At 40.9% G+C, this 23,114-nt stretch carries 25 protein-coding genes; 11 read left to right on the forward strand and 14 right to left on the reverse strand.

From position 1 onward, the window contains the following. Nucleotides 1–311 precede the first annotated feature (311 nt). From upp to hda, 3 genes are all read left to right on the forward strand, one after another. On the forward strand, nucleotides 312–938 hold the full coding sequence (gene upp / locus ACE2AL_RS09405; RefSeq protein ID WP_206086546.1) for a uracil phosphoribosyltransferase: 627 nt from the start codon (nucleotides 312–314) through the stop codon (nucleotides 936–938). 108 nt (nucleotides 939–1,046) lie between these two features. Further along, nucleotides 1,047–2,339 carry a uracil permease gene (uraA, locus tag ACE2AL_RS09410; RefSeq protein WP_206086548.1) on the forward strand — a complete coding sequence of 431 codons (1,293 nt, stop codon included), beginning with the start codon at nucleotides 1,047–1,049 and terminating at the stop codon, nucleotides 2,337–2,339. A gap of 129 nt (nucleotides 2,340–2,468) precedes the next feature. Then, the gene (gene hda / locus ACE2AL_RS09415; protein WP_206086630.1) at nucleotides 2,469–3,173 is read left to right on the forward strand and encodes a DnaA inactivator Hda; all 705 of its coding nucleotides are present in this window, start codon (nucleotides 2,469–2,471) and stop codon (nucleotides 3,171–3,173) included. A 653-nt stretch (nucleotides 3,174–3,826) separates the two neighbouring features. On the opposite strand, the gene arsC is transcribed toward hda, so the two are convergent. Both arsC and ACE2AL_RS09425 read right to left on the reverse strand, forming a co-directional pair. After that, nucleotides 3,827–4,183, reverse strand: coding sequence for an arsenate reductase (glutaredoxin) (arsC, locus tag ACE2AL_RS09420; RefSeq protein ID WP_206086555.1), 357 nt, complete (start codon nucleotides 4,181–4,183; stop codon nucleotides 3,827–3,829). Nucleotides 4,184–4,192: 9 nt separating this feature from the next. Then, the gene (locus tag ACE2AL_RS09425; protein ID WP_206086556.1) at nucleotides 4,193–5,656 is read right to left on the reverse strand and encodes a M48 family metallopeptidase; all 1,464 of its coding nucleotides are present in this window, start codon (nucleotides 5,654–5,656) and stop codon (nucleotides 4,193–4,195) included. Between the two features lie 196 nt (nucleotides 5,657–5,852). On the opposite strand from ACE2AL_RS09425, the gene ACE2AL_RS09430 reads away from it, so the two are divergent. After that, entirely contained in the window at nucleotides 5,853–6,917 is a 1,065-nt protein-coding gene (locus ACE2AL_RS09430; protein WP_206086557.1) for an AI-2E family transporter, read from the forward strand. A gap of 53 nt (nucleotides 6,918–6,970) precedes the next feature. On the opposite strand, the gene bcp is transcribed toward ACE2AL_RS09430, so the two are convergent. Both bcp and ACE2AL_RS09440 read right to left on the reverse strand, forming a co-directional pair. Further along, nucleotides 6,971–7,441: a thioredoxin-dependent thiol peroxidase gene (gene bcp / locus ACE2AL_RS09435; RefSeq protein WP_375084267.1), complete on the reverse strand. Its 471-nt coding sequence runs from the start codon at nucleotides 7,439–7,441 to the stop codon at nucleotides 6,971–6,973. A 14-nt stretch (nucleotides 7,442–7,455) separates the two neighbouring features. Then, nucleotides 7,456–8,013 carry a glycine cleavage system transcriptional repressor gene (locus ACE2AL_RS09440; RefSeq protein WP_206086559.1) on the reverse strand — a complete coding sequence of 186 codons (558 nt, stop codon included), beginning with the start codon at nucleotides 8,011–8,013 and terminating at the stop codon, nucleotides 7,456–7,458. Between the two features lie 286 nt (nucleotides 8,014–8,299). Here ACE2AL_RS09440 and dapA point away from each other — a divergent pair, with 286 nt between their 5' ends. From dapA to purC, 4 genes are all read left to right on the forward strand, one after another. Then, complete coding sequence (gene dapA / locus ACE2AL_RS09445) at nucleotides 8,300–9,208, forward strand: 4-hydroxy-tetrahydrodipicolinate synthase (RefSeq protein WP_206086560.1); 909 nt, start codon at nucleotides 8,300–8,302, stop codon at nucleotides 9,206–9,208. Nucleotides 9,209–9,224: 16 nt separating this feature from the next. Beyond that, complete coding sequence (gene bamC, locus ACE2AL_RS09450) at nucleotides 9,225–10,277, forward strand: outer membrane protein assembly factor BamC (protein ID WP_206086561.1); 1,053 nt, start codon at nucleotides 9,225–9,227, stop codon at nucleotides 10,275–10,277. A gap of 193 nt (nucleotides 10,278–10,470) precedes the next feature. Beyond that, complete coding sequence (locus ACE2AL_RS09455; RefSeq protein WP_375084268.1) at nucleotides 10,471–11,079, forward strand: hypothetical protein; 609 nt, start codon at nucleotides 10,471–10,473, stop codon at nucleotides 11,077–11,079. Nucleotides 11,080–11,480: 401 nt separating this feature from the next. Then, a complete protein-coding gene (purC, locus tag ACE2AL_RS09460; protein WP_206086563.1) occupies nucleotides 11,481–12,194 on the forward strand; it encodes a phosphoribosylaminoimidazolesuccinocarboxamide synthase in 714 nt (237 codons plus the stop codon). Between the two features lie 42 nt (nucleotides 12,195–12,236). On the opposite strand, the gene ACE2AL_RS09465 is transcribed toward purC, so the two are convergent. The 5 genes from ACE2AL_RS09465 to ACE2AL_RS09485 are packed head-to-tail and all read right to left on the reverse strand — an operon-like array spanning nucleotide 12,237 to nucleotide 15,640. Further along, nucleotides 12,237–13,052 (reverse strand): energy-coupling factor ABC transporter ATP-binding protein, encoded by an 816-nt coding sequence (locus ACE2AL_RS09465; protein WP_375084269.1) that lies wholly within the window; start codon nucleotides 13,050–13,052, stop codon nucleotides 12,237–12,239. Further along, nucleotides 13,036–13,902, reverse strand: a complete 867-nt coding sequence (locus ACE2AL_RS09470) for an ABC transporter ATP-binding protein (RefSeq protein ID WP_272681405.1) — start codon at nucleotides 13,900–13,902, stop codon at nucleotides 13,036–13,038. Before ACE2AL_RS09470 ends, ACE2AL_RS09465 begins: the two co-directional genes overlap by 17 nt. Beyond that, a complete protein-coding gene (locus tag ACE2AL_RS09475) occupies nucleotides 13,893–14,597 on the reverse strand; it encodes an energy-coupling factor transporter transmembrane component T (RefSeq protein ID WP_375084270.1) in 705 nt (234 codons plus the stop codon). The genes ACE2AL_RS09470 and ACE2AL_RS09475 overlap by 10 nt, the downstream gene beginning before the upstream one ends. Beyond that, nucleotides 14,598–15,179 (reverse strand): ECF transporter S component, encoded by a 582-nt coding sequence (locus ACE2AL_RS09480; RefSeq protein WP_206086567.1) that lies wholly within the window; start codon nucleotides 15,177–15,179, stop codon nucleotides 14,598–14,600. A gap of 35 nt (nucleotides 15,180–15,214) precedes the next feature. After that, nucleotides 15,215–15,640 carry a PPC domain-containing DNA-binding protein gene (locus ACE2AL_RS09485; RefSeq protein WP_206086568.1) on the reverse strand — a complete coding sequence of 142 codons (426 nt, stop codon included), beginning with the start codon at nucleotides 15,638–15,640 and terminating at the stop codon, nucleotides 15,215–15,217. A gap of 622 nt (nucleotides 15,641–16,262) precedes the next feature. Between ACE2AL_RS09485 and ACE2AL_RS09490 the strand changes: the two genes are divergently transcribed. Both ACE2AL_RS09490 and ACE2AL_RS09495 read left to right on the forward strand, forming a co-directional pair. Then, the gene (locus tag ACE2AL_RS09490) at nucleotides 16,263–16,715 is read left to right on the forward strand and encodes a DUF441 domain-containing protein (RefSeq protein WP_206086569.1); all 453 of its coding nucleotides are present in this window, start codon (nucleotides 16,263–16,265) and stop codon (nucleotides 16,713–16,715) included. 7 nt (nucleotides 16,716–16,722) lie between these two features. Further along, nucleotides 16,723–18,756: a tRNA(Met) cytidine acetyltransferase TmcA gene (locus ACE2AL_RS09495; protein ID WP_375084271.1), complete on the forward strand. Its 2,034-nt coding sequence runs from the start codon at nucleotides 16,723–16,725 to the stop codon at nucleotides 18,754–18,756. On the opposite strand, the gene ACE2AL_RS09500 is transcribed toward ACE2AL_RS09495, so the two are convergent. Next, nucleotides 18,740–18,928, reverse strand: a complete 189-nt coding sequence (locus ACE2AL_RS09500; protein WP_047757402.1) for a YpfN family protein — start codon at nucleotides 18,926–18,928, stop codon at nucleotides 18,740–18,742. The genes ACE2AL_RS09495 and ACE2AL_RS09500 overlap by 17 nt on opposite strands. A 237-nt stretch (nucleotides 18,929–19,165) precedes the next feature. Here ACE2AL_RS09500 and ACE2AL_RS09505 point away from each other — a divergent pair, with 237 nt between their 5' ends. Next, a complete protein-coding gene (locus ACE2AL_RS09505) occupies nucleotides 19,166–19,558 on the forward strand; it encodes a DUF454 family protein (RefSeq protein WP_349415040.1) in 393 nt (130 codons plus the stop codon). Nucleotides 19,559–19,609: 51 nt separating this feature from the next. Here ACE2AL_RS09505 and ACE2AL_RS09510 read toward each other — a convergent pair whose 3' ends face one another. The 4 genes from ACE2AL_RS09510 to ACE2AL_RS09525 form a co-directional block, all read right to left on the reverse strand. Next, nucleotides 19,610–20,278 carry a M15 family metallopeptidase gene (locus ACE2AL_RS09510; protein WP_272539417.1) on the reverse strand — a complete coding sequence of 223 codons (669 nt, stop codon included), beginning with the start codon at nucleotides 20,276–20,278 and terminating at the stop codon, nucleotides 19,610–19,612. Next, nucleotides 20,275–21,402 (reverse strand): succinyl-diaminopimelate desuccinylase, encoded by a 1,128-nt coding sequence (gene dapE / locus ACE2AL_RS09515; RefSeq protein WP_272539416.1) that lies wholly within the window; start codon nucleotides 21,400–21,402, stop codon nucleotides 20,275–20,277. Before dapE ends, ACE2AL_RS09510 begins: the two co-directional genes overlap by 4 nt. 13 nt (nucleotides 21,403–21,415) lie before the next feature. After that, nucleotides 21,416–21,787, reverse strand: a complete 372-nt coding sequence (locus ACE2AL_RS09520; RefSeq protein ID WP_241016903.1) for an ArsC family reductase — start codon at nucleotides 21,785–21,787, stop codon at nucleotides 21,416–21,418. Nucleotides 21,788–21,966: 179 nt separating this feature from the next. Continuing rightward, nucleotides 21,967–22,587, reverse strand: coding sequence for a LuxR C-terminal-related transcriptional regulator (locus tag ACE2AL_RS09525; protein ID WP_225818758.1), 621 nt, complete (start codon nucleotides 22,585–22,587; stop codon nucleotides 21,967–21,969). Between the last annotated feature and the right edge of the window lie 527 nt (nucleotides 22,588–23,114).

Consider the following 23,114-nt stretch of genomic DNA (forward strand, 5'->3'; position numbering starts at 1 on the left):
CAGTATTCTAACAGGCTAAGCAAACGTTTGCGATAGCTTTGTGAATGAAAATTATTATGGCTGAAAATGGCAGAAAGTGAGCCTGTTCACAAGGTGAAATATGCCCAATATTTAAATATTGGCAAAAAAATAAATTCAGGAGATCATCAACATGCAACTTAACCGATATGGGGTATACTATTTTAAAAAAGTTTGCCTAATCGTTGCTGTTTTGACCAAAATCAAACGTAATCTAGTGGCATTCATGGTTAAAAGAGTTATAATCCCGCGATTTTTTTGTCCGCCAGCGTCTAAAATAGTAGGAGAAACCCATGAAGATCGTTGAGGTAAAACACCCTCTCGTTAAACATAAACTTGGCCTGATGCGAGATCATGATATAAGCACCAAACGCTTTCGTGAACTGGCCTCAGAGGTTGGTAGCCTACTGACTTATGAAGCAACCGCTGACCTAGAAACTGAAAAAGTGACTATTGATGGTTGGTGTGGTCCTGTCGAAATAGAACAAATTAAAGGTAAGAAAATCACTGTAGTCCCAATCCTCCGCGCAGGTATTGGTATGATGAATGGTGTATTGGAAAGCATTCCTAGCGCACGTATCAGTGTGGTTGGTGTGTACCGTGATGAAGAAACACTGCAGCCTGTCCCTTATTTCCAAAAATTGACTTCAGATATCAATGAGCGTATGGCGTTAGTTGTTGACCCTATGTTGGCAACGGGCGGTTCGATGATCGCGACTATCGATTTACTGAAAAAAGAAGGGTGTAAGTCAATTAAGGTTTTAGTCTTAGTTGCTGCACCTGAAGGGATCAAAGCATTAGAAAAAGTCCATCCAGATGTTGAGCTGTATACCGCTTCCATTGACCAGCATCTCAATGAAGAAGGTTACATTGTTCCAGGCCTCGGTGATGCGGGCGATAAGATATTTGGTACTAAATAAAAATGAGCCGACTGAGAAGTCGGCTTTTTTTTGATTTATTAAATGAAATCAATGTTTGCAAGTCTTCGGCCACTTGCATAAATCATAGCTAAAAGGGGATAAGCTCAAATGACACGTCGCACTATTGGTGTTGAAGAAAGACCACCATTACTACAAACTATTCCACTGAGTTTTCAGCATCTTTTTGCGATGTTTGGCGCAACCGTTGTCGTACCTATTCTGTTTGGTGTAAACCCAGCAACTATCTTGCTGTTTAACGGAATTGGTACATTAATCTACTTGTTTATCTGTAAAGGTCAGATCCCTGCTTATTTAGGCTCAAGTTTTGCCTTTATTTCACCAGTGTTAATTCTATTGCCATTGGGTTATGAACTGGCATTGGGTGGTTTTATTATTTGTGGTGTGTTGTTTTGCCTTGTGGCGTTAATCGTCAAAGTGGCAGGAAGGAGCTGGATCAATGTGATGTTCCCGCCAGCGGCGATGGGAGCAATTGTTGCTGTTATCGGCTTAGAACTCGCCCAAACGGCGGCAGGTATGGCAGGTTTACTGCCAAAAGATGGCGCGGCGGTTGATACTAACACTTTAATCATTTCATTAACCACGTTATCGGTGACTATTTTATGTGCGGTCATGTTCCGTGGTTTCTTATCGATTATCCCTATTTTAATCGGTTTTTTAACGGGTTATGCGTTGTCATACTTTATGGGGATTGTGGATTTTACCCCAGTGATTGAAGCGCCTTGGTTTGCAATCCCAACATTCTATACTCCACGTTTTGAGTGGTTTGCTATCCTCACTATTTTACCTGCGGCGTTAGTCGTTATCGCAGAACACGTAGGCCACTTAGTGGTTACGGCCAATATCGTTGAACGGGATTTGATGAAATCCCCAGGTTTACACCGCTCGATGTTTGCTAACGGTTTTTCAACTGTGTTATCTGGTTTCTTTGGTTCAACGCCAAACACCACGTATGGTGAAAATATCGGTGTGATGGCAATTACCAAGGTTTACAGTACTTGGGTCATCGGTGGGGCAGCGATTATCGCTATTTTGTTATCGTGCATTGGTAAATTAGCCGCTGCAATCCAATTAGTGCCTGTACCTGTGATGGGGGGCGTTTCATTATTACTGTACGGAGTTATTGGTGCGTCAGGTATTCGCGTTCTGATTGATTCGAAGGTTGATTATAATAAGCCTCAAAACTTAATTTTAACCTCTGTGATCTTGATTATCGGGGTGAGTGGCGCGGTTATTCACATTGGCCAAGCTGAACTAAAAGGGATGGCATTAGCGACTATTGTCGGGATCTTTATGGCATTACTGTTCCGTTTTATTACCTTTGTTCGTCCTGAAAAACAGTTTGTAAACAGTGAAGTTAAAGAGCTAAATAACGATAAGTAATCACATTTTTTAATTTATGACAATTGCTGCTGTGGTTAAAGCAGCGGCAATTGAAAGGGATCTTGTTCATCTACCCGCGTTTTTTGTGGTAAACTGTTTAGCGAAAATTGATTTGTACAGCCAGAGGCGATTCTGAACACACCATCACAGCTTTCACTACCACTTTATCTACCCGATGATGAAACCTTTGCCAGCTTTTATGCAGGGGAAAATGAAGCGTTGCTGTCTGCTATAAAATCTGCAATCAATCAAGCACATGGTAGCTATATTTATTATTGGTCACGTGAAGGTGGCGGAAAAAGCCATTTACTCCATGCTGCGTGCGCAGAGCTTTCAGAGCAAGGCGTTGCTGTTGGGTATGTTCCTTTAGATAAACGTGCCTATTTTGTGCCTGATGTCCTTGAAGGTATGGAAAACCTATCACTGGTGTGTATTGATAATATTCAATGCATAGCTGGGGATGAGGAATGGGAAATGGCGATGTTCAATTTATATAATCGTATTCTCGAAATTGGCCGTACCTGCTTGTTGATCACCAGTGATCGTCCACCTCGTCAAATTGACCTTAAACTGCCTGATTTAGCTTCCCGTCTCGACTGGGGGCAGATTTACAAACTACATCCATTAAGTGATGAAGATAAAATCTACGCCTTACAATTACGTGCTCGCATGCGGGGTTTTGAATTGCCTGAAGATGTATGCCGTTTTGTGCTTAAACGCCTCGACAGAAAAATGGGTACGTTGTTTGATATTCTCAACAAGTTAGATCACGCCTCGATTGTTGCCCAACGCAAACTCACCATTCCGTTTGTTAAAGATATTCTAAATCTATAGTATTATTACTGCCTTAATTATTAATATAGCCTTAAACTTGAATGGCAAAGGTATTTAAAATAATAAATATAAAAGATATGGTTAGTTGACTATAAAAAAGAGTATTTTAGATTTTTCTTTACGATAAAATAAAGTTAGGAAACTCAATCATAAACGAAAGGGAATATGCAGGTTTTATTTTATTAGATAAAAAATGAATATATGGTCTAGTGGGCTGAAAGAACGATTTTAACACATATGCCATCCATATCTGCTCCTCCAAAACAATCTAAGTACCCTAATATTGTTGGTAGTGCTACGGGTGCTATATCATCAGAATTAACGAAGAAAAATATAGATGACAACTTAAAAGGAGATAATGAACAAATGAAAATTTTGTTGTACTTTATCTATTTTTATTTAAGTTTATTTGTTATTTTTTGGCGTTATAGTCATAAGCCAATTAATTAACCAATTAAATATACTCTATAAGGTTGGTAAATTTTCTTATGGTAAAAGTGATTTTATTGAAGCAATAATAATTTTAAATATAGTGGCTTCTCCACTGCTTTTTTTTAACCATACTGAGCTATATGGAATATAAAGGTCAGAAATAACAAAAAACCAGTCTTAATTTTTCAGTGAGACTGGTTTTTGCTTATTAAGAGGGATTTTTACAAAATCTCCAACACTTGCTCAGGTGGACGACCTAAACGGGCTTTATCACCATTAACCACAATAGGGCGTTCAATCAATTTAGGGTTCTCATGCATCGCTTTAATGAGTTGATCTTGCGTTAAGCTGTCATCACTCAAATTCAACTCTTTGTATAAGTCTTCTTTTGTGCGCATTAATTGACGAGCATCTTTAAAACCTAGCATTTTCAATAATTTTTTAATCTCAGCAGCAGTCGGTGCTGTTTTTAAATATTCAACCACCGTTGGTGCGATCCCTTTTTCTTCTAAAAGCGCTAAGGTTTCACGGCTTTTAGAGCAACGCGGGTTATGGTAAATCTTAATTGAATCCGTCATTTTGAGTCCTTACGGTTTTGCATTTTCATCACGTAATTGTAGTTTTCTCAATGCATCGATACGTGCATCGTAGCGTTGTTGTTCATAACTGCCTAAACGGCTTTGGCGGCTGGCATCACTTAAATAATTGATTGCTGTGTCATAACCACCGCGTAGTGCGAGGCCTTCTGCATAAGCCGCGAGTTCTTCGGGGCGATTGCCTTGTTTTGCTGATGCTTCAGCCAACAAATCCCAACCAATTGGGTCATCAGGATAATCAAAAGTGTATTTGTTCAGTAACGTGGTCGCTTCTTTATACTGATGGTTGTTGATTAACGCGTTCGCTAAGTTAACAATAAACACCGTGTTTTTCGGTGATTTTTTGAGTGCACCTTGCAGGCGAGTGATGGCTTTAGTTGCTTGATTTTGCTCGATATCAACATCTGTCATGCTATCGATAAACCACGGATTATCGGGCTGTTTATTTAATAATTCAGTGAGAATTTTACCTGCATCTGCGTATTTTTTATCCTGTGAAAGGATCAGGGCTTTACCATATTGCGCAGCAAGCTGTTCGTTTTGCGAACCTTTCTCGTAATTTTCGATGATCTGGTCAAGGGCATGCTTTTGCTCTGTGCCATACATGGCTAAAATACGGACACGGGCTAACATAAAATCTAATGATGAAGGCACACTGGCTTTGGGTAACTGACTTGAACGGTTACGTGCATCCGCTAAACGGCTGTCGGGAAGGGGGTGCGTTAACAAGATTTCAGGCGGTTTAGACATATAGCGCGTTTGATCTGCCATGGTTTGCATAAAATCCGCCATCGCATGAGGATCAAAACCCGAACGGCGCAATGTTTGCAGGCCAATACGATCTGCTTCTTGCTCATTCGCTTGTGTGAAACTAATCCTACCTTGTTGCACACCCGCCATCGTACCTGTTAGTGCAGCAAAACCCGCTTGTGGATTGGCCATGACTAAAAGGAGTGAGCCAATTGTCCCTGCAATGGCTAACGGCGTGGTGCTTTTTTGGTCTTCCATCATTCGCGCAAGGTGCCTTTGCGTGACGTGAGAAATTTCGTGAGCCATAACAGAAGCGAGCTGGCTTTCATTTTGGCTATAACGGAATAAAGCGGAGTGCAGCACCACATTGCCGCCAAAATAAGCATAGGCGTTAATATTTGGGTTATTGACTAAATAAAACTTAAACGGGGTTTTAACTGAGTCAGCATTCTTCACTAAACGCATGCCAATCTTGTTAACATACTGAGTTAACAAGGGATCGTAAATTAGTGGTGTGCTGGCGCGAATTTGCCGGGTAATGGCATCACCCATAATAATTTCTTGGTTAATGCTAAGCGTGCCACCCGCAGTGGTACCGATGTCAGGTAAGGTATCTTCAATTGCACTATAAGCAGGCAAAACCGCACCATTGACGAGTGCAGCGATCATGAAAGCCAATAATGGGTATTTCAATTTTTTTTTCATGAAACGTGAGTATCCCATACAACGTTTAAAATTTAGGGTAAGTGCCAACTTTATTTCGAGTACATAAACACAAGGCATCAAATAACTCGAAAAGTTTAAAACACATGATAGCAAAAGCTATCGTAAAATCTGTTATTCGGTATAATTTTCGTTAATTTAGGAACTGTCCTTCGCATTAATTCCTCGGGAGCAACACATGCTGGAATTGTTTTTACAATGGTACCGTCGGCGTTTTGCCGATCCACAAGCCGTGGCACTGTTTACATTGTTGGTCTCAGGTTTTGTGATCATCTTCTTTTTCAGCAGTATACTGGCTCCATTGCTGGTGGCAATTGCCTTGGCGTATTTACTTGAATGGCCAACAAATATACTACAGCGCGCAGGGTTATCCCGCGCAGTTGCCGTGAGTATTATTTTGACCTTGTTTGCAGGAATAAGTGCCATGGTTATTTTAATTATTGCGCCAACGGCATGGCAGCAAGGTATTAATTTGATAGCCGATCTCCCCAATATGGTTAACCGCTTCAATGAGTTTGCTCAAAAACTCCCTGAGCAATACCCTGCATTAGTCGATGTTGGGATCATAGATATGATGGCTGATAACTTACGTAGCCGTATGTCTGGGATTGCTGATTCCGTGGTTAAGGCTTCGGTAGCATCACTAATTGGCATTTTTTCCCTTGCGGTGTATTTAGTGTTAGTGCCATTAATGACCTTTTTTCTACTAAAAGATAAAGAACGTATTAGTCGAAGTTTCTTAAAATTGCTACCTAAAAACCGGTTATTAGTCGGGAAAGTTTGGGTCGAAATGAACGAGCAAATCACCAATTACCTACGCGGTAAAGTGACGGAAATGGTGATTGTCGGTGTCGCAACCTATTTATGTTTTGCCTATTTCGACTTGCGCTATGCGGTATTGTTATCGGTGCTAGTCGGTGTCGCGGTACTCATACCCTATATTGGTGCAGTCGCTGCCACCATTCCTGTGGTTATTGTCGCGTTATTCCAATATGGGATTGGCAGTGAATTTTGGTATCTGATGTTAGTTTATTTGGTCATTCAAGGGCTGGATAGCAACGTTGTAGTGCCATTACTGTTTTCAGAGGCTGTTAACTTACACCCATTGGTGATTATTTTATCTGTGGTGGTATTTGGCGGATTGTGGGGCTTTTGGGGGGTTTTCTTTGCAATCCCGTTGGCGACTTTAATTAAAGCAGTAATCCATGTTTGGCCAGAAGAGCCAGTAGAAGAGGCTAAATAAGAAATCAATCATAGTGCTGTATGGGATATACAGCACTATTGAATTATAAAGTATTATGCGTTTGCGTTGATGTACGCGAGAACGATTTCATGGTGGTTAGTGGTTTTGAAATCATCAAAAATGTGCTCGATTTTCCCTGTTGGGTCGACTAAGAAACTAATACGGTGAATTCCATCGTAGGTTTTCCCCATAAATTGTTTTTCGCCCCAAACCCCAAATTGCTCGCACACTTGGTGGTCTTCATCGGATAACAGTGTGAAATTCAACATTTCTTTTTCAGCGAAACGCGACAGTTTCTCTGGTTTGTCAGTGCTAATCCCTAACACTTCGACGCCTTTTGCTTTGAGTGTATCCATCTCATCACGCAAGCCGCACGCTTGAACTGTACAGCCGGGAGTCATCGCTTTTGGGTAAAAGTAAACTAATACGCGCTGACCCTGGTAATCAGAAAGATTGATGATCTCACCATCTTGGTCAGGAAGGCTAAATTGTGGCGCCTTATCACCGGCTTTCAATGGGTTCATTACATATATCTCCGTTAACTCTGCATATTGGGGTTGTTAACAATACTGATATTGCCTGTGGCATTTAGCATTGTACATAGTTGTTGAAATTTATTCTTTATAATTATGCCATTATCGTCCAACGGGTCATGTGCAGTAATCTGAATTTCCAGTTGAGCAGGCATATTATTATTGGCTGGTTGAGTCTTAGAAACAAGTTCTGCGATATTACATTGCGAAGTTGTAAATAAATTTGTGAATTGCTCGACAATTCGAGGTGCATCATCGACAACGACATTCACAGTAACTGTGGATGGATAATAAGTTATTTGAACACTCTGAGTTCGCTTCATGACAATCAGCAAGTCGAGTTCAGCTCCCTTAGGAGGCAAGGTTGCCTCAAGGAGGGTAATTGCATTCCAACTGCCAGATAACATCATAATGAAGGTGAACTCCTTGCCAAACATCGCTAAGCGACTATCTTCAATATTACAGTCACACTCACTGACAATACGTGTAATGGTGTTCACGATGCCCGGACGATCTGTTCCCAGCGCAGTAATGACAAGAAATTGCTGTTCAGTCTTAGGCAAAGTCTATTCCTTATTTTTTTGATTATGCCAGTTAAACATTTGATTAGAATATAGCCTTAAAACGAGACTATAAAAACTGACGGCCACTGGGAGTAAGGAAACCATAAAAAGTGACATCTGCCAAGAGGCGTCATTCACTCTTGCGAGAAAAGTCAGTGAATTATTACTTCTATTTAAGTTAACTCTGTTGGCATTAACAAAATTCATTAAAATCTTGCTGTTGGGTGGTTTTCTTCTTGGAAATGAAAACGTAACATGGAGGTTCAATTATTTAAGGGGTATCGCTATGGCTAATGGAAACGCAAACTACAAAGAATTTTTAACAGGAAGTATTGTCGCAGTTATCACACCAATGGATTCAGCGGGGCGTTTAGATAAAGCTAGCTTAAAAAAATTGGTCGATTACCATGTGGAAAGCGGCACAACGGCTATCGTTTCTGTTGGTACTACTGGTGAATCAGCAACCTTAACGCATAAAGAACACGTGGATGTTGTGAAAGCAACATTAGAGCTTGCTGATGGTCGTATCCCGATTATTGCAGGAGCGGGCGCAAATGCGACTGCAGAAGCTATTTCACTCACAAATGATTTTGAAAACAGTGGTGTGGTTGCTTGCCTGACTGTAACACCTTATTATAATAGGCCTTCACAGGAAGGGTTATATCAACACTTTAAAGCAATTTCAGAAAACACGAGCTTGCCACAAATTCTCTATAATGTACCATCACGTACAGGTTGCGATATGCTGCCAGAAACTGTGGGTCGTTTAGCAAAATTGGCGAATATTGTCGCAATTAAAGAAGCGACAGGGAACTTAGCACGTGTTCATCAAATCAAAGAGCTGGTTGATGATAATTTTGTGCTATTAACGGGTGACGATGCGACCGCACTTGATTTCATGCAACTGGGCGGAAAGGGCGTTATTTCAGTGACATCGAACGTTGCTGCGGCTCAGATGGTAAAAATGTGTGACTTAGCGCTTGCAGGCAAATATACTGAGGCGCGTGAATTAAATAAAAAACTGATGGGCTTACACCAACAGTTATTTGTTGAACCGAATCCAATTCCAGCGAAATGGGGTTGTCATCGCTTAGGTCTGATTGCCGATGGAACATTACGGTTACCAATGACACCGTTAACTGCGGCAGGCCAGCAAAAAGTTGAGGACGCTTTAAAACTCGCTGGGTTACTGTAAAATTTAGGGAATTTTAATGGCAACATTATTGCAAAAATCGAAGGTTATGAAGGTTGCTGGCCTGTCACTTGTGGTGTTACTGGCAGCCTGCTCCAGCGATCAGCGCTATAAACGTCAGGTCAGTGGTGATGAGGAATACCTTAACGCCGCGCCATTGAAAGTATTAAATGTGCCGCAAGGGATTACATTGCCTGCACAAAATGGTGAATACGACATTCCAAAAACGACCTCAACAGGTCCAGTTGGGAAAGCGTTAGATATTCGTCCACCAGTACTGACGATTTCGCAATTAGCTGGTTCGCGTACGGAAAATAGCGCTGATGCAAGCCGTTTGTTGCTAGAAAACACACCTGAAAATAGTGCTTTATGGTCACAAGTTACGATGATTTTAGAGCAACGTAACATTCCAGTTTCATCGAAAGATGACGGTACTCACTCCATTGAAACTGATTGGATAAAATGGACGCGTGCTGACGAAAACATTCCGATGGAAAGTCGTCATAAAGTGTCAGTTAAACCTGAAAATGGCATGATAGCCTTGACGGTGACTAACTTAGGTATGCGTCAAGGTGATGAAACTATTACGGATGTTGTTGAAATTCAACGTTATAACAAATTGTTATTAAATGAATTAACTGACAACTTGTATGCGTTACGTGATACCTCAAATAAAAATAGCCTGCAAAACGCCTATGGCATCATTGATGTGCAAACTGGCAGTGATGATACTGGCTTACCGCTGATTGTTGTCCGTGCACCGTTTGATGCTGTATGGGAACGCTTACCACACACTTTAGAAAGCGTGGGGATGAAAGTGGGTGACCGCACGCGTTCAACAGGTTCAGTAATGGTGACTTATAAAGGTTTAAGCAGTTCTGAGTGGCAAGCGTTGGGCATTGATGACCCAACTGTGCCTGAAGCAGACTATAAAGTGCAAGTGGGCGACTTAAACAACCGTAGTACGTTGCAGTTTATTTCGACAAAAGGCGTTGCATTAACGCAGAAACAAAATGACGAAATGGTTGCAGCATTAAAAGCGGCGTTCAGTAAAGCCCCAGCAAAAAAATAATCACTCAGTTTTGATGGTTAAAAAATAGAAGCCGTGGCGTTATTAGCCACGGTTTTTTTATGGGAAAAGAAATAATCGATACTCGTCGCGTATATTTTGATTGATTTATCATCAGAAATTTTTCGGATATACCTTATTTAATATCAATAACACCGCAGAGGCGAAACCCACAAAAAACGGTAGCAACGATATTATGCCAAGGAAAATTTCAGGCACAGAATTTAACCAAAAATTACGCATCACCCGCCGAAATGTAGAAGACACCTCATATTTTTTAGCGGAAGGAGTGAGTGAATTTGCACTCCTTGGTTTTGTTTTACCCAACGGTTATCGTTTAGTGAAATCCCGAGAGAAGGATCAATACCGCTTAATTGCAGAAGGCGAGAAGCCTGAAACGGTGTACTTGGTTGAACTGCGGTTTCGACGGGACATCGTAATAGGGAAAACCACGTGTACTCATGTTAAAGTGTGGCGAACTTTTGCGCCTAATCATAAAATGACTATCAAGGATTTACCTGAAAGGTTTTTCATTTATTTGCTCAATACGTACAATATTATGGTGACGGATGAAGAACAAACTGAAGATGGGCAACGCTTTTGGGAGAATATGATTAACTGGGCATTTTTTAATCATTACTTTGTCTACGCATCTAATGGCGAAGAAGAGAGGCCCCTTGCTCGTATTGCCAATATGGAGGATTTTTACCTTAACTGGATGGACGTGTACTGGGGGAAAGACAAGGATAATCATCCACATAGATTAGTTGTTATCAGCCAATCACCATTGAACCAGTCCAAATAATAAAGCTGATCATTAATCAGTTCATTTATCAATACTCTTCCTTTTATTATCAACTATATAGTTGGCTAATTAGTTATTGGTAAATTAAAAACGAATGCCTCATGAGCGAAAAACAAATGGACAAAAAATCAGTGTTTATCGTTAAGTAATCGTTTGCGTCAAGCGTGAAATTTTATTATCATAATAGGCATTGAAAGATAAAATATTGAATATCAGTAAGTTAGATTAACGATACGGTTTGATGGTTAACTGACTGAAACAGAGCAAAAAATTAACTGAGAAAAGGCATTTTTATCTGTTTTCCATTTTCCGTTAATTTTGTGTTCTGCAAAACAGCGTCACAAAATCTATTCACCTATTGTTTTTCTCTATAGTTCAATCACATCTCTGGAGTGTGTAAGATGCAAAAGAAAGCTGAGTTGTATCGTGGCAAGGCAAAAACTGTCTATACCACTGAGGATCCTGATCTGTTAGTTCTGGAATTCCGTAATGATACATCAGCACTCGATGGTGAGCGTATCGAGCAATTTGACCGTAAAGGCATGGTTAATAACAAGTTTAACCACTTCATTATGAGTAAGTTAGAAGAAGCGGGTATTCCAACACAAATGGAAGCGTTACTGTCCGACACCGAAGCTCTGGTCAAAAAATTAGACATGGTGCCTGTTGAGTGCGTGATCCGTAACCGTGCTGCGGGCTCATTAGTGAAGCGTTTAGGTGTTGAAGAAGGGATGGTATTAAACCCGCCATTATTTGACCTGTTCTTAAAAGATGATGCTAAACACGATCCAATGGTTAACGAATCTTACTGCGAAACGTTTGGCTGGGTGAGCAAAGAAAATCTCGCTAAAATGCGTGAGCTTAGCTACAAAGCTAATGATGTATTAAGCAAGATTTTTGCAGATGCAGGTTTGATTCTAGTTGATTTTAAATTGGAGTTTGGTTTATTTAACGGCCAAGTGGTTCTGGGTGATGAGTTTTCCCCTGATGGTAGCCGTTTGTGGGATAAAGAAACACTAAACAAAATGGATAAAGACCGTTTTCGCCAAAGTCTTGGTGGTTTGATCGAAGCTTATGAAGAAGTTGCGCGTCGCATCGGGGTTCAATTAGATTAATTATTTCCTATAAAATAGAATGACTTTAGCCTGCTTAGCAGGCTATTTTTTTATCTCATCAAGATGAAGAAAATTTTTAACCCATGCTTTAGGTGTGACGGGTGCGGTTGATAATGCCAACGTTTGGCTCAATGAAATCAAGGTTGGAGCAGGGAGCTCAGACTCAACTTGTAATGCATTATGATTGAGCACCTCTATTGGTGAGCCATCTGCAATCAGTTTTCCATGGGATAAATGTAGTACCCGCTTAAAATGGCGCGCCACAAAGTCAAAATCATGGCTAATAGTCACAATAGTAGTGCCTTTAATACGTTGTAAATCCAACCAATTTTCAAACCGCTGCATCCATAACGCATCGAAGTCACGGCTCGGCTCGTCGAGTAAGATTAGCGATGGCGAGACGGCTTCTAAACAGGCGACTGCAACCATTCTGCGTTGCCCTGCATGCAGGTCGAGTGGGTGTTTGTCCGCAACATCAGTTAAGTGGCAAGCTTCCAATGCATTTTGTACACGTTCAGTAATGACCTCTTTTGGCAGCTTTTTTCGTTTTAGTCCAAATGCGACTTCGGCTTTTACTGTACTGTGAAAAATTTGCTTTTCCGCCTCTTGAAATAAGATACCGACTTGGTTAGCGCGTTGAGGGGTTGTTAATTGTGCGAGGGGCTGGTTATGTAGCAGTAAATCACCTTGGTTAGGGGATAATAACCCCGCTAAAAGTCGCAAAAGTGTTGATTTCCCTGCGCCATTATCACCGACAAGCGCAACCCATTCACTTGCCTGTACATTGAATGATAAATCAGAAATATTATTGATATTTGAACTTGGCCAGCGGTAACTGACGTTATTGAGTTGTAGCATATAACACCTTAAACGCATCAATTAATTGTGTTTCATCACGAGGGATTGAACTTTGCCATTCGCCGAGGTTAATTAACTCCCCAATCGCACGCCATGCATCGGGCATATTAATCGTGGCAATTGAGCTCGGAAAAATTGTGTTTAAAGAACCACTGGAGAGCATTCTTCCTGCTTCTGAAAATGCCTTACCGCTACTGAGTAAAAGGTAGTCTTCACAGTAATTGATAGCGGGTAATAAATTACGCTCAAATAATATGATGCAGCAATTGGTGTGAATTGAATAGTGTTTCAATTGAGACAATAGGCGCTGCGTCGCACTGGGGGTCAATCGACTAAAAGCTTCATCTAACAACAATAATTTGGGACGCATCGCCAGGGCACTTGCCAAAACAACACGTTGTGCTTCGCCACCAGATAAGGTCGCAGGATGCCGATGCCTGAGTGGCTCACAAAAAGTGAATGCGATAGCATGTTCGATACGCTGAGCGATTTCATCGGGTGACAAGCCTAAGTTCTCGGGGCCAAAGGCGATTTCTTGTTCGACGGTAAATGTGCAGCCAGAAAGCTGCAACTGAGGGGATTGCTGAATAAGTTGACGTGTAACAGACGCTTGAACTAATGCGTTATTTACCAGCGGTTGTTGTAAGACGTTTGCTATCCCTGTTAATTCACCGTGTAATAAATCCCCATACCAACCAGCAAGAAGCTGTGCTAATGTGCTTTTTCCACTACCATTTCCTCCCAATACGCAAAGCCATTGGCCTGCATTAAGCTGGAGATCAATGGGCCCCAGTAACGAGTGCTGTGCACCTTGGGGAATAAATTGCATTTGCTGTAAATTTACCACCACAGAGCTAACCCACCTTCAATAAATATCAACAATAACAGGCTGTAACGTAATATAACTTGCCAGTAGCTATCCGCAGGCGGATTCAACGTTGTGCGTTTGGTACTATAGCGAAACGCATGCATATCCAGAGCTGCGCCACGAATACTTAGCTCGCTTAATGTATTGCTGGCTAAGGGGAACAAAATAGCGGGTAATGAAGTGCACCGTTGCCAAAAATTACCGTCAAGTGGAACACCTCTTGCTAATTGTGCTTCACGGATAATATTCAGTTGTTGCTTAAGTTGTTCGACAAGTAATAATGGCCCAGCAAGAAGGTAAGAAAAGCTAGCAGGTAGTCTGCTAGCAAATAAAGCACGGATAAACCGCTCAGTTGGTACATATTGCAGCCAAATTTGTGAACAACTGATAATTGTTAACAACTTAAACCATAAGGCTAAAGCAAACTCAGGTCGGCTATTTTTCAGTGTTTCACCTGTCAGCAATTGTGCGAACCACCCTCCATGTATTAGCCATAAACCTAATGCCATTGGGATCATAAACCATGCAACAATTTTCCAGCGAGAGCGAGCTGGGCGGCATGATAGTAAAGCAAGAAATGTACTACACCCCAGCAGAATCAATGGCCAGTCTAGCGGTAATAACAATGCACTGGCACTGAGCCAAAGCCACAACGTCAGTGAGGTGAACGGGTGCATTTAGCGCACCTTCGCCATATTTGGGTAGTTGCGTTGCACACGTTCAGGTAATTGTCGAACTAATAACCATGCAACGAGTGCTGAGATGATCTTATCGGCAATATTTGCCCCTAAAACGGTGATAGCAACGGATTCAAGTAAGTTATCACCTACAGCATGGAAATAGGCGACAAAGAAATCGGCGCCACTGCCTGTTGTGCCGCCAAATAAATACGTTCGAATTGGCACGGCAACAATCATTAACGCGAAGGTGATCGCAACGCCTGATAAAATCACTCTTGGTAATGTGCGAAAACCGCCAGCACGTGCTAAAAGGCCTGCACTTAAACCTATCATCATTGCAACGGGGGCAAAAGCCGCTGCGATTGGACCACTTAGAAGCCCCCATAATAAGTTGGTCAATAATCCGCTAGTGAGAGCAGCCCAAGGCCCTGCGAGTAAGGCGCAAATTAATGTTCCGATAGAATCAAGAAAAATAGGCAGCTTTAACATGGAGCTTAATTGGCCTACAACCATATTGATCGCAATTGAAAAAACAATTAGCGTTAGGGTGCGGCTGGAAACAAACGATGATTTACTCATAAAAAAATGATTCCTTGCAAAATAAAATAGAAAAATTAGCGTGAAATAACAACAAGTTCTTCATAACCAGAAAGGGAGCAGGGTTCCCGTGTAAAGGCAATATTTTCAAGTTCACCAATGACTAATTCCAATGTTGTTCTAACACTACAACCAGGCATCATATGACCGCCTCGCATGTGGCCTTTTTCATCAGAAACGGATAAATGCAGGTGTTCACCATTGGCTTCTAAGGTGCCAATTAATGAAACAATTTCAAATTTTCCACGGATATGGTCGGCATCTTCTTGGCCAGCAAAGCGTAATGCAACATTCGTAAGGCTCCCTACACAGCCTGCAATAAAGGCGGCTTGGAACCCATGTAGGGCAATCTGTTTTCTTAAGGTTAATAAAACGTCGTCACCTGGAAGTAAGCGGATCGCAATAAAACGTGCATTTGAATAAAGGGGTAATGCTTGGGTCATGTTTTCAATCCTAGAGTTGAAATTGTGCTGAATGTCGCACAAGCATGTAAAACATTAAAATGATAAATAATGCTAGGTTATAAGTTTTTGTGTATTGATTGCTCTGGGGCATTATACGCAATAATTGATGCGTTTCTGGGGGGATAAGACATGTGATGCAAACTTCAGGAAAACCCTCTACGAGTTGGTGTTTATAGTGAGGAAAATCAAAAAAAAAGGCAGATAAAAAAATAAAGAGTGATGAATATTCCAAGAATTTAACTTAAGTTTTCAATCGAGAGGTTAAATTCCAGTGCAGTCATGGTTTATTTTTTCATTTTGCTTGTTTGCCATGGATTATACTGGGAGGTGGAGATTCATTAAGAGGAGCATGACGCGAGTTTTAATCATATCCCGCTCTTGGGTTTTTGATGCTTATTTGTATCAAAATCCCCATTGTTACTCATGCGTATTTGAAACTTCATGTTTAGGTGAATAAAAACACAGATTTAATAGTGAATATGGCTAATAATAAAAAGAGTTGATGTAATTATTTGCTTCTTAACTAATGACCCAATAACATGTTTTAAAATAAGTTATTTTGCTACTCACAAAAAATTGCCAGTTCTACAGGGAAAAATCTATGAGTCACGTTGACCCCACATTAATCATTCTTTTGGTCTTAGCTGGGTTAGGAATAATTAGCCATAATATGACAGTAACACTTGCCATGTTATTTTTATTGGTTGTACGAATAACACCACTAAATAATTATTTTCCTTGGATTGAAAAGTATGGATTAACCATCGGGATCTTGATTTTAACTATTGGGGTAATGGCTCCGATTGCGAGTGGTAAAATCAGCGCGAGTGAAGTCTTGGGCTCATTTTTAAATTGGAAATCCATTCTGGCAATCGTCATTGGTGTCGCGGTTTCTTGGTTAGGGAGCCGCGGGGTCGCGTTAATGTCAAACCAACCCTCGACTGTCGCTGGGTTGCTTGTTGGCACCGTGATTGGTGTTGCCTTATTTAGAGGTGTGCCTGTTGGGCCTTTGATTGCCGCAGGGATATTATCATTATTAATTGGGAAATCTTAATCACCTCATGAATGATTTGCTGTCTGCCTGCGTTGAGCAGCTGCGTATGTTTGGTTTTCGCCGCTTATTGGTTTTATCTGGCGACGATGAATGGATTACTCAGCGGTTAGTTGAACTACAAACCACCTTAACAGGGGATTGGCTGACACTTTCCTCTGATTTATCTAACAGTGTGTTACCAGAGAATGCTCACTTATTGTTAGGACGTGAATTCTTGCATGGTATTTTTGATGCACGCAAGGGTATTCATAGTGAAGCACTTGCGATGCTAGCAGGCTCACTAAAGGCGGGCAGTTTGCTGGTTTTTTGCACGGTAGCGCAAGAGACATGGCCTAATCACCTAGACATTGATAGTCTGCGCTGGAATGAACAGCATGGCATGATCTCAACACCCAATTTTGTGCGCCATTTGCAACGTGCTATGTGCGCCTCCGATGATGTCATCTTTTACCAGCAAGGCAATACAGTACGCGTAAAATTACTGAGCAATAGCCCTGTTTGGTTACCACCAACTGGGCAATTAACAGCGCAGCAGCAGCAGGCCTTAAATCAACTATTATCAGCGTCAACAGGGGTTTGGGGGATTATTGCGCCAAGAGGCCGTGGGAAATCAACGGTCGCAGGTCAGCTAATACAACAATGGCTAGGGGAATGTTGGTGCTGTGCACCCGCTAAAGTCTCCACTGAAGTGCTAGCACAACATGCTGTTAAACCACTACATTTTTGGGCGCCAGATGCTTTACTCGCTTATTGTCAAGCGGGTCATAAAATAACAGCAGATTGGTTGGTTATCGATGAGGCCGCTGCTATCCCGAACTATATATTATGCCAATTAGTTGATTATTTTCCTCGTGTGTTATTAACGACCACGGTTGATGGCTATGAAGGTACAGGGCGCGGTTTTGTGTTGAAGTTTTGTGCAAGCTTACCCAATTTTACGCCTTTAAATCTCGATGAGCCGATTCGTTTTGCACGGCATGACCCGTTAGAAAAATGGTTAAATCAAGCACTGTTATTGCAAGAGCCAAATTCAACTTCAAATTCAACTTTGACTTCGCATTCGATTATTGAATATCAATCAATTAGCCAGGACGAATTGGCAAGAAATGAGCGTAAATTAACCGCATTTTATGGTTTGTTAATGAGTGCTCATTATCGAACATCACCATTAGATTTACGTCGTTTATTAGATGCAAACAAACAGCATTTCATGGCCGCCTCGAGCCAACAAATGGATGAACACTATTTAGCTGCGCTATGGATGGTGGATGAGGGGTTATTAGATGAAGAATTAAGTTGGCAAGTTTGGGCGGGTTTACGTCGTCCTCGAGGGAATCTAGTCGCTCAATCGTTAGCGGCGCATAGTTATTTTCCGCAGGCAGCACAGTGGAAGTCGCGAAGGGTGATGCGCATTGCTGTCGATGCTCATTATCGTCGCCAGCAAATTGGTCTGACATTAGTTGAACAACAAAAGCAGGATTGTATCATACAAGATATTGATTTTCTTTCTGTTAGTTTTGGCCTAACGCCTGATTTATATGCATTTTGGCAAAAAGCAGGGTTTAGTTTACTTCGTATTGGGTCACAGAAAGAAGCGAGTAGCGGGTGTTATACAGCGATGGCGATTTTACCGCTTTCCTCACGCGCTAAGCAATTATGCGAATACGGTAAAATCTTGCTTCAACGGGATCTTTACTGGCGAAGAGACTTAGCGGATTTCCCCCTTTGTTCAACGGATGAACAACAGCTTAATCAAGAAGATTGGGTTGAACTTATTGGTTTTAGTGAGTTTAAGCGGCCAGTTGCAGCCAGTCAAAGTGCTATTTTGCGCTTTTTAGCTCAATATTCTGATCCAGCCCCTCTTTTAAGACATTATTTCGAACAGGATAAGCCACTGTCTCAAATATGCGAAGAATTCAAGCTAACAGGCAAAAAACAGTGGTTGGATTGTGTGCGAAAGCAGGTTGGTGTTTTTGTCAGGCAATACCAGCCAGCGCTGTTATCTGAGATTGTTCAAAAGGTGATTACTTTTTGTCCTTAGGCCAATCATCTTCATCATCCCACAGGTGGTTATTATCTTTGTGGGGAGGAACCTCTGGTTTATCATCAAGAAACTTTTTAGGGTCAAGCTTCATCATTTCTTTGACGGAGTTCCAAATCAGTCCAACCAAGAGAAGCGGAATTATCCACCAGTAGTCTGCTAGCCATTGCATTTTTTATCACCATTTATCATTTTTGCTTTTTCGTCGAGCCAGTTATATTGTGTTTATATCACTAATGAGAGTGACACGATATAACTCAACGATTTCACTGATGGGTTTAAACAGGGAAAAGCGACTTTTCACTAAACCCGTTTGCGATTACAGTATATCATTGATATTACTGTGAGTTACCACATATTTATCAGGGTTTTTACGTTTACATGAGTTTGCAAGGGAGCGCAGGCAAATTTGAAAAAAATCCTTCTTATTATTTTGGGTTGGCTGGCGGTGGCGCTTGCATTTGCAGGCGTAGTATTGCCTATTTTACCAACAACGCCATTTTTATTATTCGCTGCATGGTGCTTCTCACGCTCCTCGCCGCGTTTTCATCAGTGGTTATTGTATCGCTCTTGGTTTGGTAGTTATTTACGTCATTGGCAGAAGTATAGAGGACTGCCTAAAGGTGCTAAGCCTAAAGCGATTATTTTGATTTTACTCACTTTTTCATTATCGATTTGGGTTGTGAGCTATTTGTGGTTGAAAATAGGCTTGTTTGGATTACTTTGTTGGTTGCTTTATTTTATGTATCGGTTACCTGTCGTTGACGAGGCCATACAAACGCGTGATAAAACAACCCCATAAGTCAATATCTAGCTTATGGGGTTGCATTGAATTAAAAAGAAGGGTTAAACGTTACTCTGGAATTTTAATATAGTGGTTAAAAATATAGCCTAGGTTATTGATTAACCAATTTTTTCCAAGAATATCTTCTTTTTCCAGAACATTTTTGATGACCTCGGGTGTTAACAATTGTTCCGCTTCGTGTGAAAGCGGCCAATAGCTAATATGCCAAGGTTCATAGGCAACACCCGAATCCCTTGCAGTGAAAGGACGGTAAAAATCAAAGGTGGCCATATTGTCTGACAACCAATCATTTAGCGGTGCAAGGTAACCACCTGCGTCGTACTCCCAAGGCTCTAATTGCAACGTTTGCCCAGCTGGAATGCGTAAGGGGTCATAAACATCAATCTCAGTTCCCCAATGGTGACGACTTGCACCAGGTAGTGCAGACCAGTGCAAAATGGCCTCACAAAGTTGACCTTCAGAAAGTTGGGTAATATCCAGGGGTTGGCTGTTGGCATCCAGCACAGGGCGTTTACCTGAAAACTTCTCATTCCATATCAGTTGTTGCCGTGAAAAATCACGAAACGCACTGGCTGATTGTAATTTAAAGCCTGCTTTTGCTGCGGCTTGCTGCATTGCAAGAAAGGCTTTGGTTGCATTAAATTGCAGACGGTGAGGCCCCCCCAGAGTGACCAAGTGATCCGTTGAGCGGCCAGTGAGCATTTCAATGGTGATCATAGAATGAGCAACTCCATTATCCGTTCATAAATCAAAGCCAACTGCTGTAGGTCATCGACACTAACGCATTCATCAACCTTATGGATTGTGGCATTTAAAGGCCCTAGCTCTATGACTTGTGTCCCCATTTGTGCGATAAATCGACCATCAGAGGTACCACCGCTGGTGGATAATTCCGTAGTACGGCCTGTTAATTCTTGAATTGCTTGTAAGGTTGCCGAAACTAACTTGCCACTATCCGTTAAAAATGGCTGACCAGATAACGACCATTCAATTTTATATTCTAGTCCATAGTGCGAAAGCATTTCTGTGACCCTGTCACGAATTACAGTGTCTGTTAGCTCTGTACTAAAACGGAAGTTAAATTGAATAAATAATTCACCAGGAATGACATTACTCGCCCCTGTACCCGCATGAATATTGGCAATTTGCATGGTAGTTGCAGGGAAAAATGCATTACCGTTATCCCATGTTGTTGTTGTTAGCGCTTGTAAAAAGGCTGCTGCACGATGGACAGGGTTATCGGCGAGGTGTGGATAAGCAACGTGACCCTGTGTGCCAAGAATAGTTAAATCAGCGGTAATAGAACCACGGCGCCCATTTTTGATGATGTCGCCTAGCGTTGATTGGCTAGAGGGCTCACCCACCAAGCAGTAATCAACGGTTTCGTTACGCTGGATCAGCGCCTCAACAACTTTAACTGTGCCATCATGGGCGTCAGCTTCTTCATCAGAGGTAATCAGAAAGGCTAAACGACCTTGGTGAGTAGGGTGTTTTTCGACAAAACGCTCAGCAGCTACAATCATAGCGGCAACAGAACCTTTCATATCTGCTGCGCCACGACCATATAGATGTTGGTTAATAATTGTTGGAGTGAATGGTGGCGTTTGCCAGTTTTCGCTATTTCCCGCGGGAACAACATCAGTGTGACCTGCAAACGCGAGTGTTGTTCCAGTACCGCGGTGAGCCCAAAAATTGAGTGTATGACCAAAGGGCATTGGTTCAACGGTAAAACCAATTTTTTGTAGCCTTTCGGTGAGTAATGCTTGGCAGCCTTGGTCATCAGGGCTAATCGAGGGGCGTGAAATAAGCTCTTTTGCTAATTGAATAACAGGACAATCCATTTATACCACCTAACTACTGAGTAAAAGTTTGGTACTCATCGGCACTAAAACCGACCAGATAGCGATTATCTGCTGAAACTAAAACAGGGCGTTTAATCATTGCTGGCTCAGCAAGTAATGCTTGTTTTGCACTTGTTGCGTCAACCACTGCATTTTTTTGCTCATCACTGAGTTTACGCCATGTTGTGCCTCGTTTATTGACTAAAACCTCCCAATCAATGTGTTCCATCAATACAGAAAGTAAGGCATCGTCTAGGCCATCAACCCGATAGTCATGGAATTGATAGTCGACCCCGTTGTCTTCTAAGTAGCGACGTGCTTTTTTGATGGTGTCACAGTTTTTAATTCCGTACATGATATAAGGAGAAGAAGGGGTTTTAGACATACAGTTTTCCTCTAAAGCAAATGATTTATCTTACATAATGCGGGAAAATGCATTATGGGTCTACCCCCAACAATATAAATAAAAGTAGGTATTTATTACGTTGGTTATAATGAATGTCTTATATAATCATTATAACCAATACTTATTATATAAATGAGTGGTTGAATAATTCATATTGGTTATTTTGAACGCATGTAAATTAAGCTGGCTTCGAGTCGAGAACGCACGCGCAGTTTTTTTAGAATATTTCGAATGTGTACTTTAACGGTTTCTTCAGAAATAAAAAGTAACTTAGAAATTTCTCTGTTTTTTAACCCCGCGGCAAGCTCATGCAGAATTTCACATTCCCTTCGTGTTAATGTGGATAGTGGGTCATTAGATTGATGGCGAGTCATTAAATGTTGATAAATTTTTTCACTGAATACATGTTGCCCTGCAGAGGCCTTTTTCATGCTGTAATATAGCATATCAAGTTCACTACTTTTTAATAAATAACCTTGGGCTCCTGCATCAATAGCACCGTATATATCGGTTTTAATTGTAGATGCGGATAAAACTAATAGATAGCTATTTAAGCATTGTTTGCGGAGCATCCGAATGGTTTCAAAGGTTTTATTGCCATGCATATTGGTATCTATCACGATAAGATCGGGCTGTAGATGTGTTGCAATACTTAATGCTTCGGTACAATTACAGCTTTCTGCCATTACAACGAAGTGTTCATCGGTATTGATGAGCTGACGCAATCCAAAGCGTATAATAGGGTGCTCATCAACAATCATTACTGTGTAATTAGACATAGAGGGTTCCTTTGTTATGTCTGAAACGTTACGAACTATTTGGATAGGTGTGATAGAAATAATCACTATTTTGACGTTAATATAACCATTTTTATTATTTAATATGCTAATGGCTATGAGTTTAATATGTGTAATATTATTTGACATTGCTGAGATAAAATATGTAAAGCGAAATTTAAATATGAAATTAAGATAACTTTTACTGATTTTTGATAATACATTAATTTTCGAAAATTAATATCGGTAATTTGAATAATTTAAATGATACTTAATGAATAATAAGGGCGGAATTAATTAATATATAATTAATGTATTAATTAAGTAAAAAGTTAAGTGACATATACATTATCAATTTATAATGATTATATTCATAGTATGTTTTTTATTTAATTAAATAGGCTAGAGGTTCACCTCACCATGTCGTCTGAGAAAAAAGCTAAATGATACGTTTAAATGCAGATGTTTTATCCAGTTTGCTGCTGCAAATTCCTGCTTATCAAAAGATTTTTCTGGAAATTGCCAGCATG

The organism is Providencia xihuensis (assembly GCF_041953405.1).
GTDB lineage: Bacteria > Pseudomonadota > Gammaproteobacteria > Enterobacterales > Enterobacteriaceae > Providencia > Providencia vermicola.

Excerpts from the sequence above, each read along its gene's own strand:
- ACE2AL_RS09525 (WP_225818758.1), bottom strand. The coding sequence starts at position 22,587 with ATGTCTAATTACACAGTAATGATTGTTGATGAGCACCCTATTATACGC.
- uraA (WP_206086548.1), top strand. The coding sequence starts at position 1,047 with ATGACACGTCGCACTATTGGTGTTGAAGAAAGACCACCATTACTACAA.
- bamC (WP_206086561.1), top strand. The coding sequence starts at position 9,225 with ATGGCAACATTATTGCAAAAATCGAAGGTTATGAAGGTTGCTGGCCTG.
- ACE2AL_RS09520 (WP_241016903.1), bottom strand. The coding sequence starts at position 21,787 with ATGTCTAAAACCCCTTCTTCTCCTTATATCATGTACGGAATTAAAAAC.
- arsC (WP_206086555.1), bottom strand. The coding sequence starts at position 4,183 with ATGACGGATTCAATTAAGATTTACCATAACCCGCGTTGCTCTAAAAGC.
- ACE2AL_RS09465 (WP_375084269.1), bottom strand. The coding sequence starts at position 13,052 with ATGCTACAACTCAATAACGTCAGTTACCGCTGGCCAAGTTCAAATATC.
- ACE2AL_RS09475 (WP_375084270.1), bottom strand. The coding sequence starts at position 14,597 with ATGCACCCGTTCACCTCACTGACGTTGTGGCTTTGGCTCAGTGCCAGT.
- ACE2AL_RS09495 (WP_375084271.1), top strand. The coding sequence starts at position 16,723 with ATGAATGATTTGCTGTCTGCCTGCGTTGAGCAGCTGCGTATGTTTGGT.
- ACE2AL_RS09480 (WP_206086567.1), bottom strand. The coding sequence starts at position 15,179 with ATGAGTAAATCATCGTTTGTTTCCAGCCGCACCCTAACGCTAATTGTT.
- ACE2AL_RS09485 (WP_206086568.1), bottom strand. The coding sequence starts at position 15,640 with ATGACCCAAGCATTACCCCTTTATTCAAATGCACGTTTTATTGCGATC.
- purC (WP_206086563.1), top strand. The coding sequence starts at position 11,481 with ATGCAAAAGAAAGCTGAGTTGTATCGTGGCAAGGCAAAAACTGTCTAT.
- ACE2AL_RS09510 (WP_272539417.1), bottom strand. The coding sequence starts at position 20,278 with ATGATCACCATTGAAATGCTCACTGGCCGCTCAACGGATCACTTGGTC.
- ACE2AL_RS09490 (WP_206086569.1), top strand. The coding sequence starts at position 16,263 with ATGAGTCACGTTGACCCCACATTAATCATTCTTTTGGTCTTAGCTGGG.
- bcp (WP_375084267.1), bottom strand. The coding sequence starts at position 7,441 with ATGAACCCATTGAAAGCCGGTGATAAGGCGCCACAATTTAGCCTTCCT.
- ACE2AL_RS09430 (WP_206086557.1), top strand. The coding sequence starts at position 5,853 with ATGCTGGAATTGTTTTTACAATGGTACCGTCGGCGTTTTGCCGATCCA.
- ACE2AL_RS09500 (WP_047757402.1), bottom strand. The coding sequence starts at position 18,928 with ATGCAATGGCTAGCAGACTACTGGTGGATAATTCCGCTTCTCTTGGTT.
- upp (WP_206086546.1), top strand. The coding sequence starts at position 312 with ATGAAGATCGTTGAGGTAAAACACCCTCTCGTTAAACATAAACTTGGC.
- ACE2AL_RS09425 (WP_206086556.1), bottom strand. The coding sequence starts at position 5,656 with ATGAAAAAAAAATTGAAATACCCATTATTGGCTTTCATGATCGCTGCA.
- dapE (WP_272539416.1), bottom strand. The coding sequence starts at position 21,402 with ATGGATTGTCCTGTTATTCAATTAGCAAAAGAGCTTATTTCACGCCCC.
- ACE2AL_RS09455 (WP_375084268.1), top strand. The coding sequence starts at position 10,471 with ATGCCAAGGAAAATTTCAGGCACAGAATTTAACCAAAAATTACGCATC.
- dapA (WP_206086560.1), top strand. The coding sequence starts at position 8,300 with ATGGCTAATGGAAACGCAAACTACAAAGAATTTTTAACAGGAAGTATT.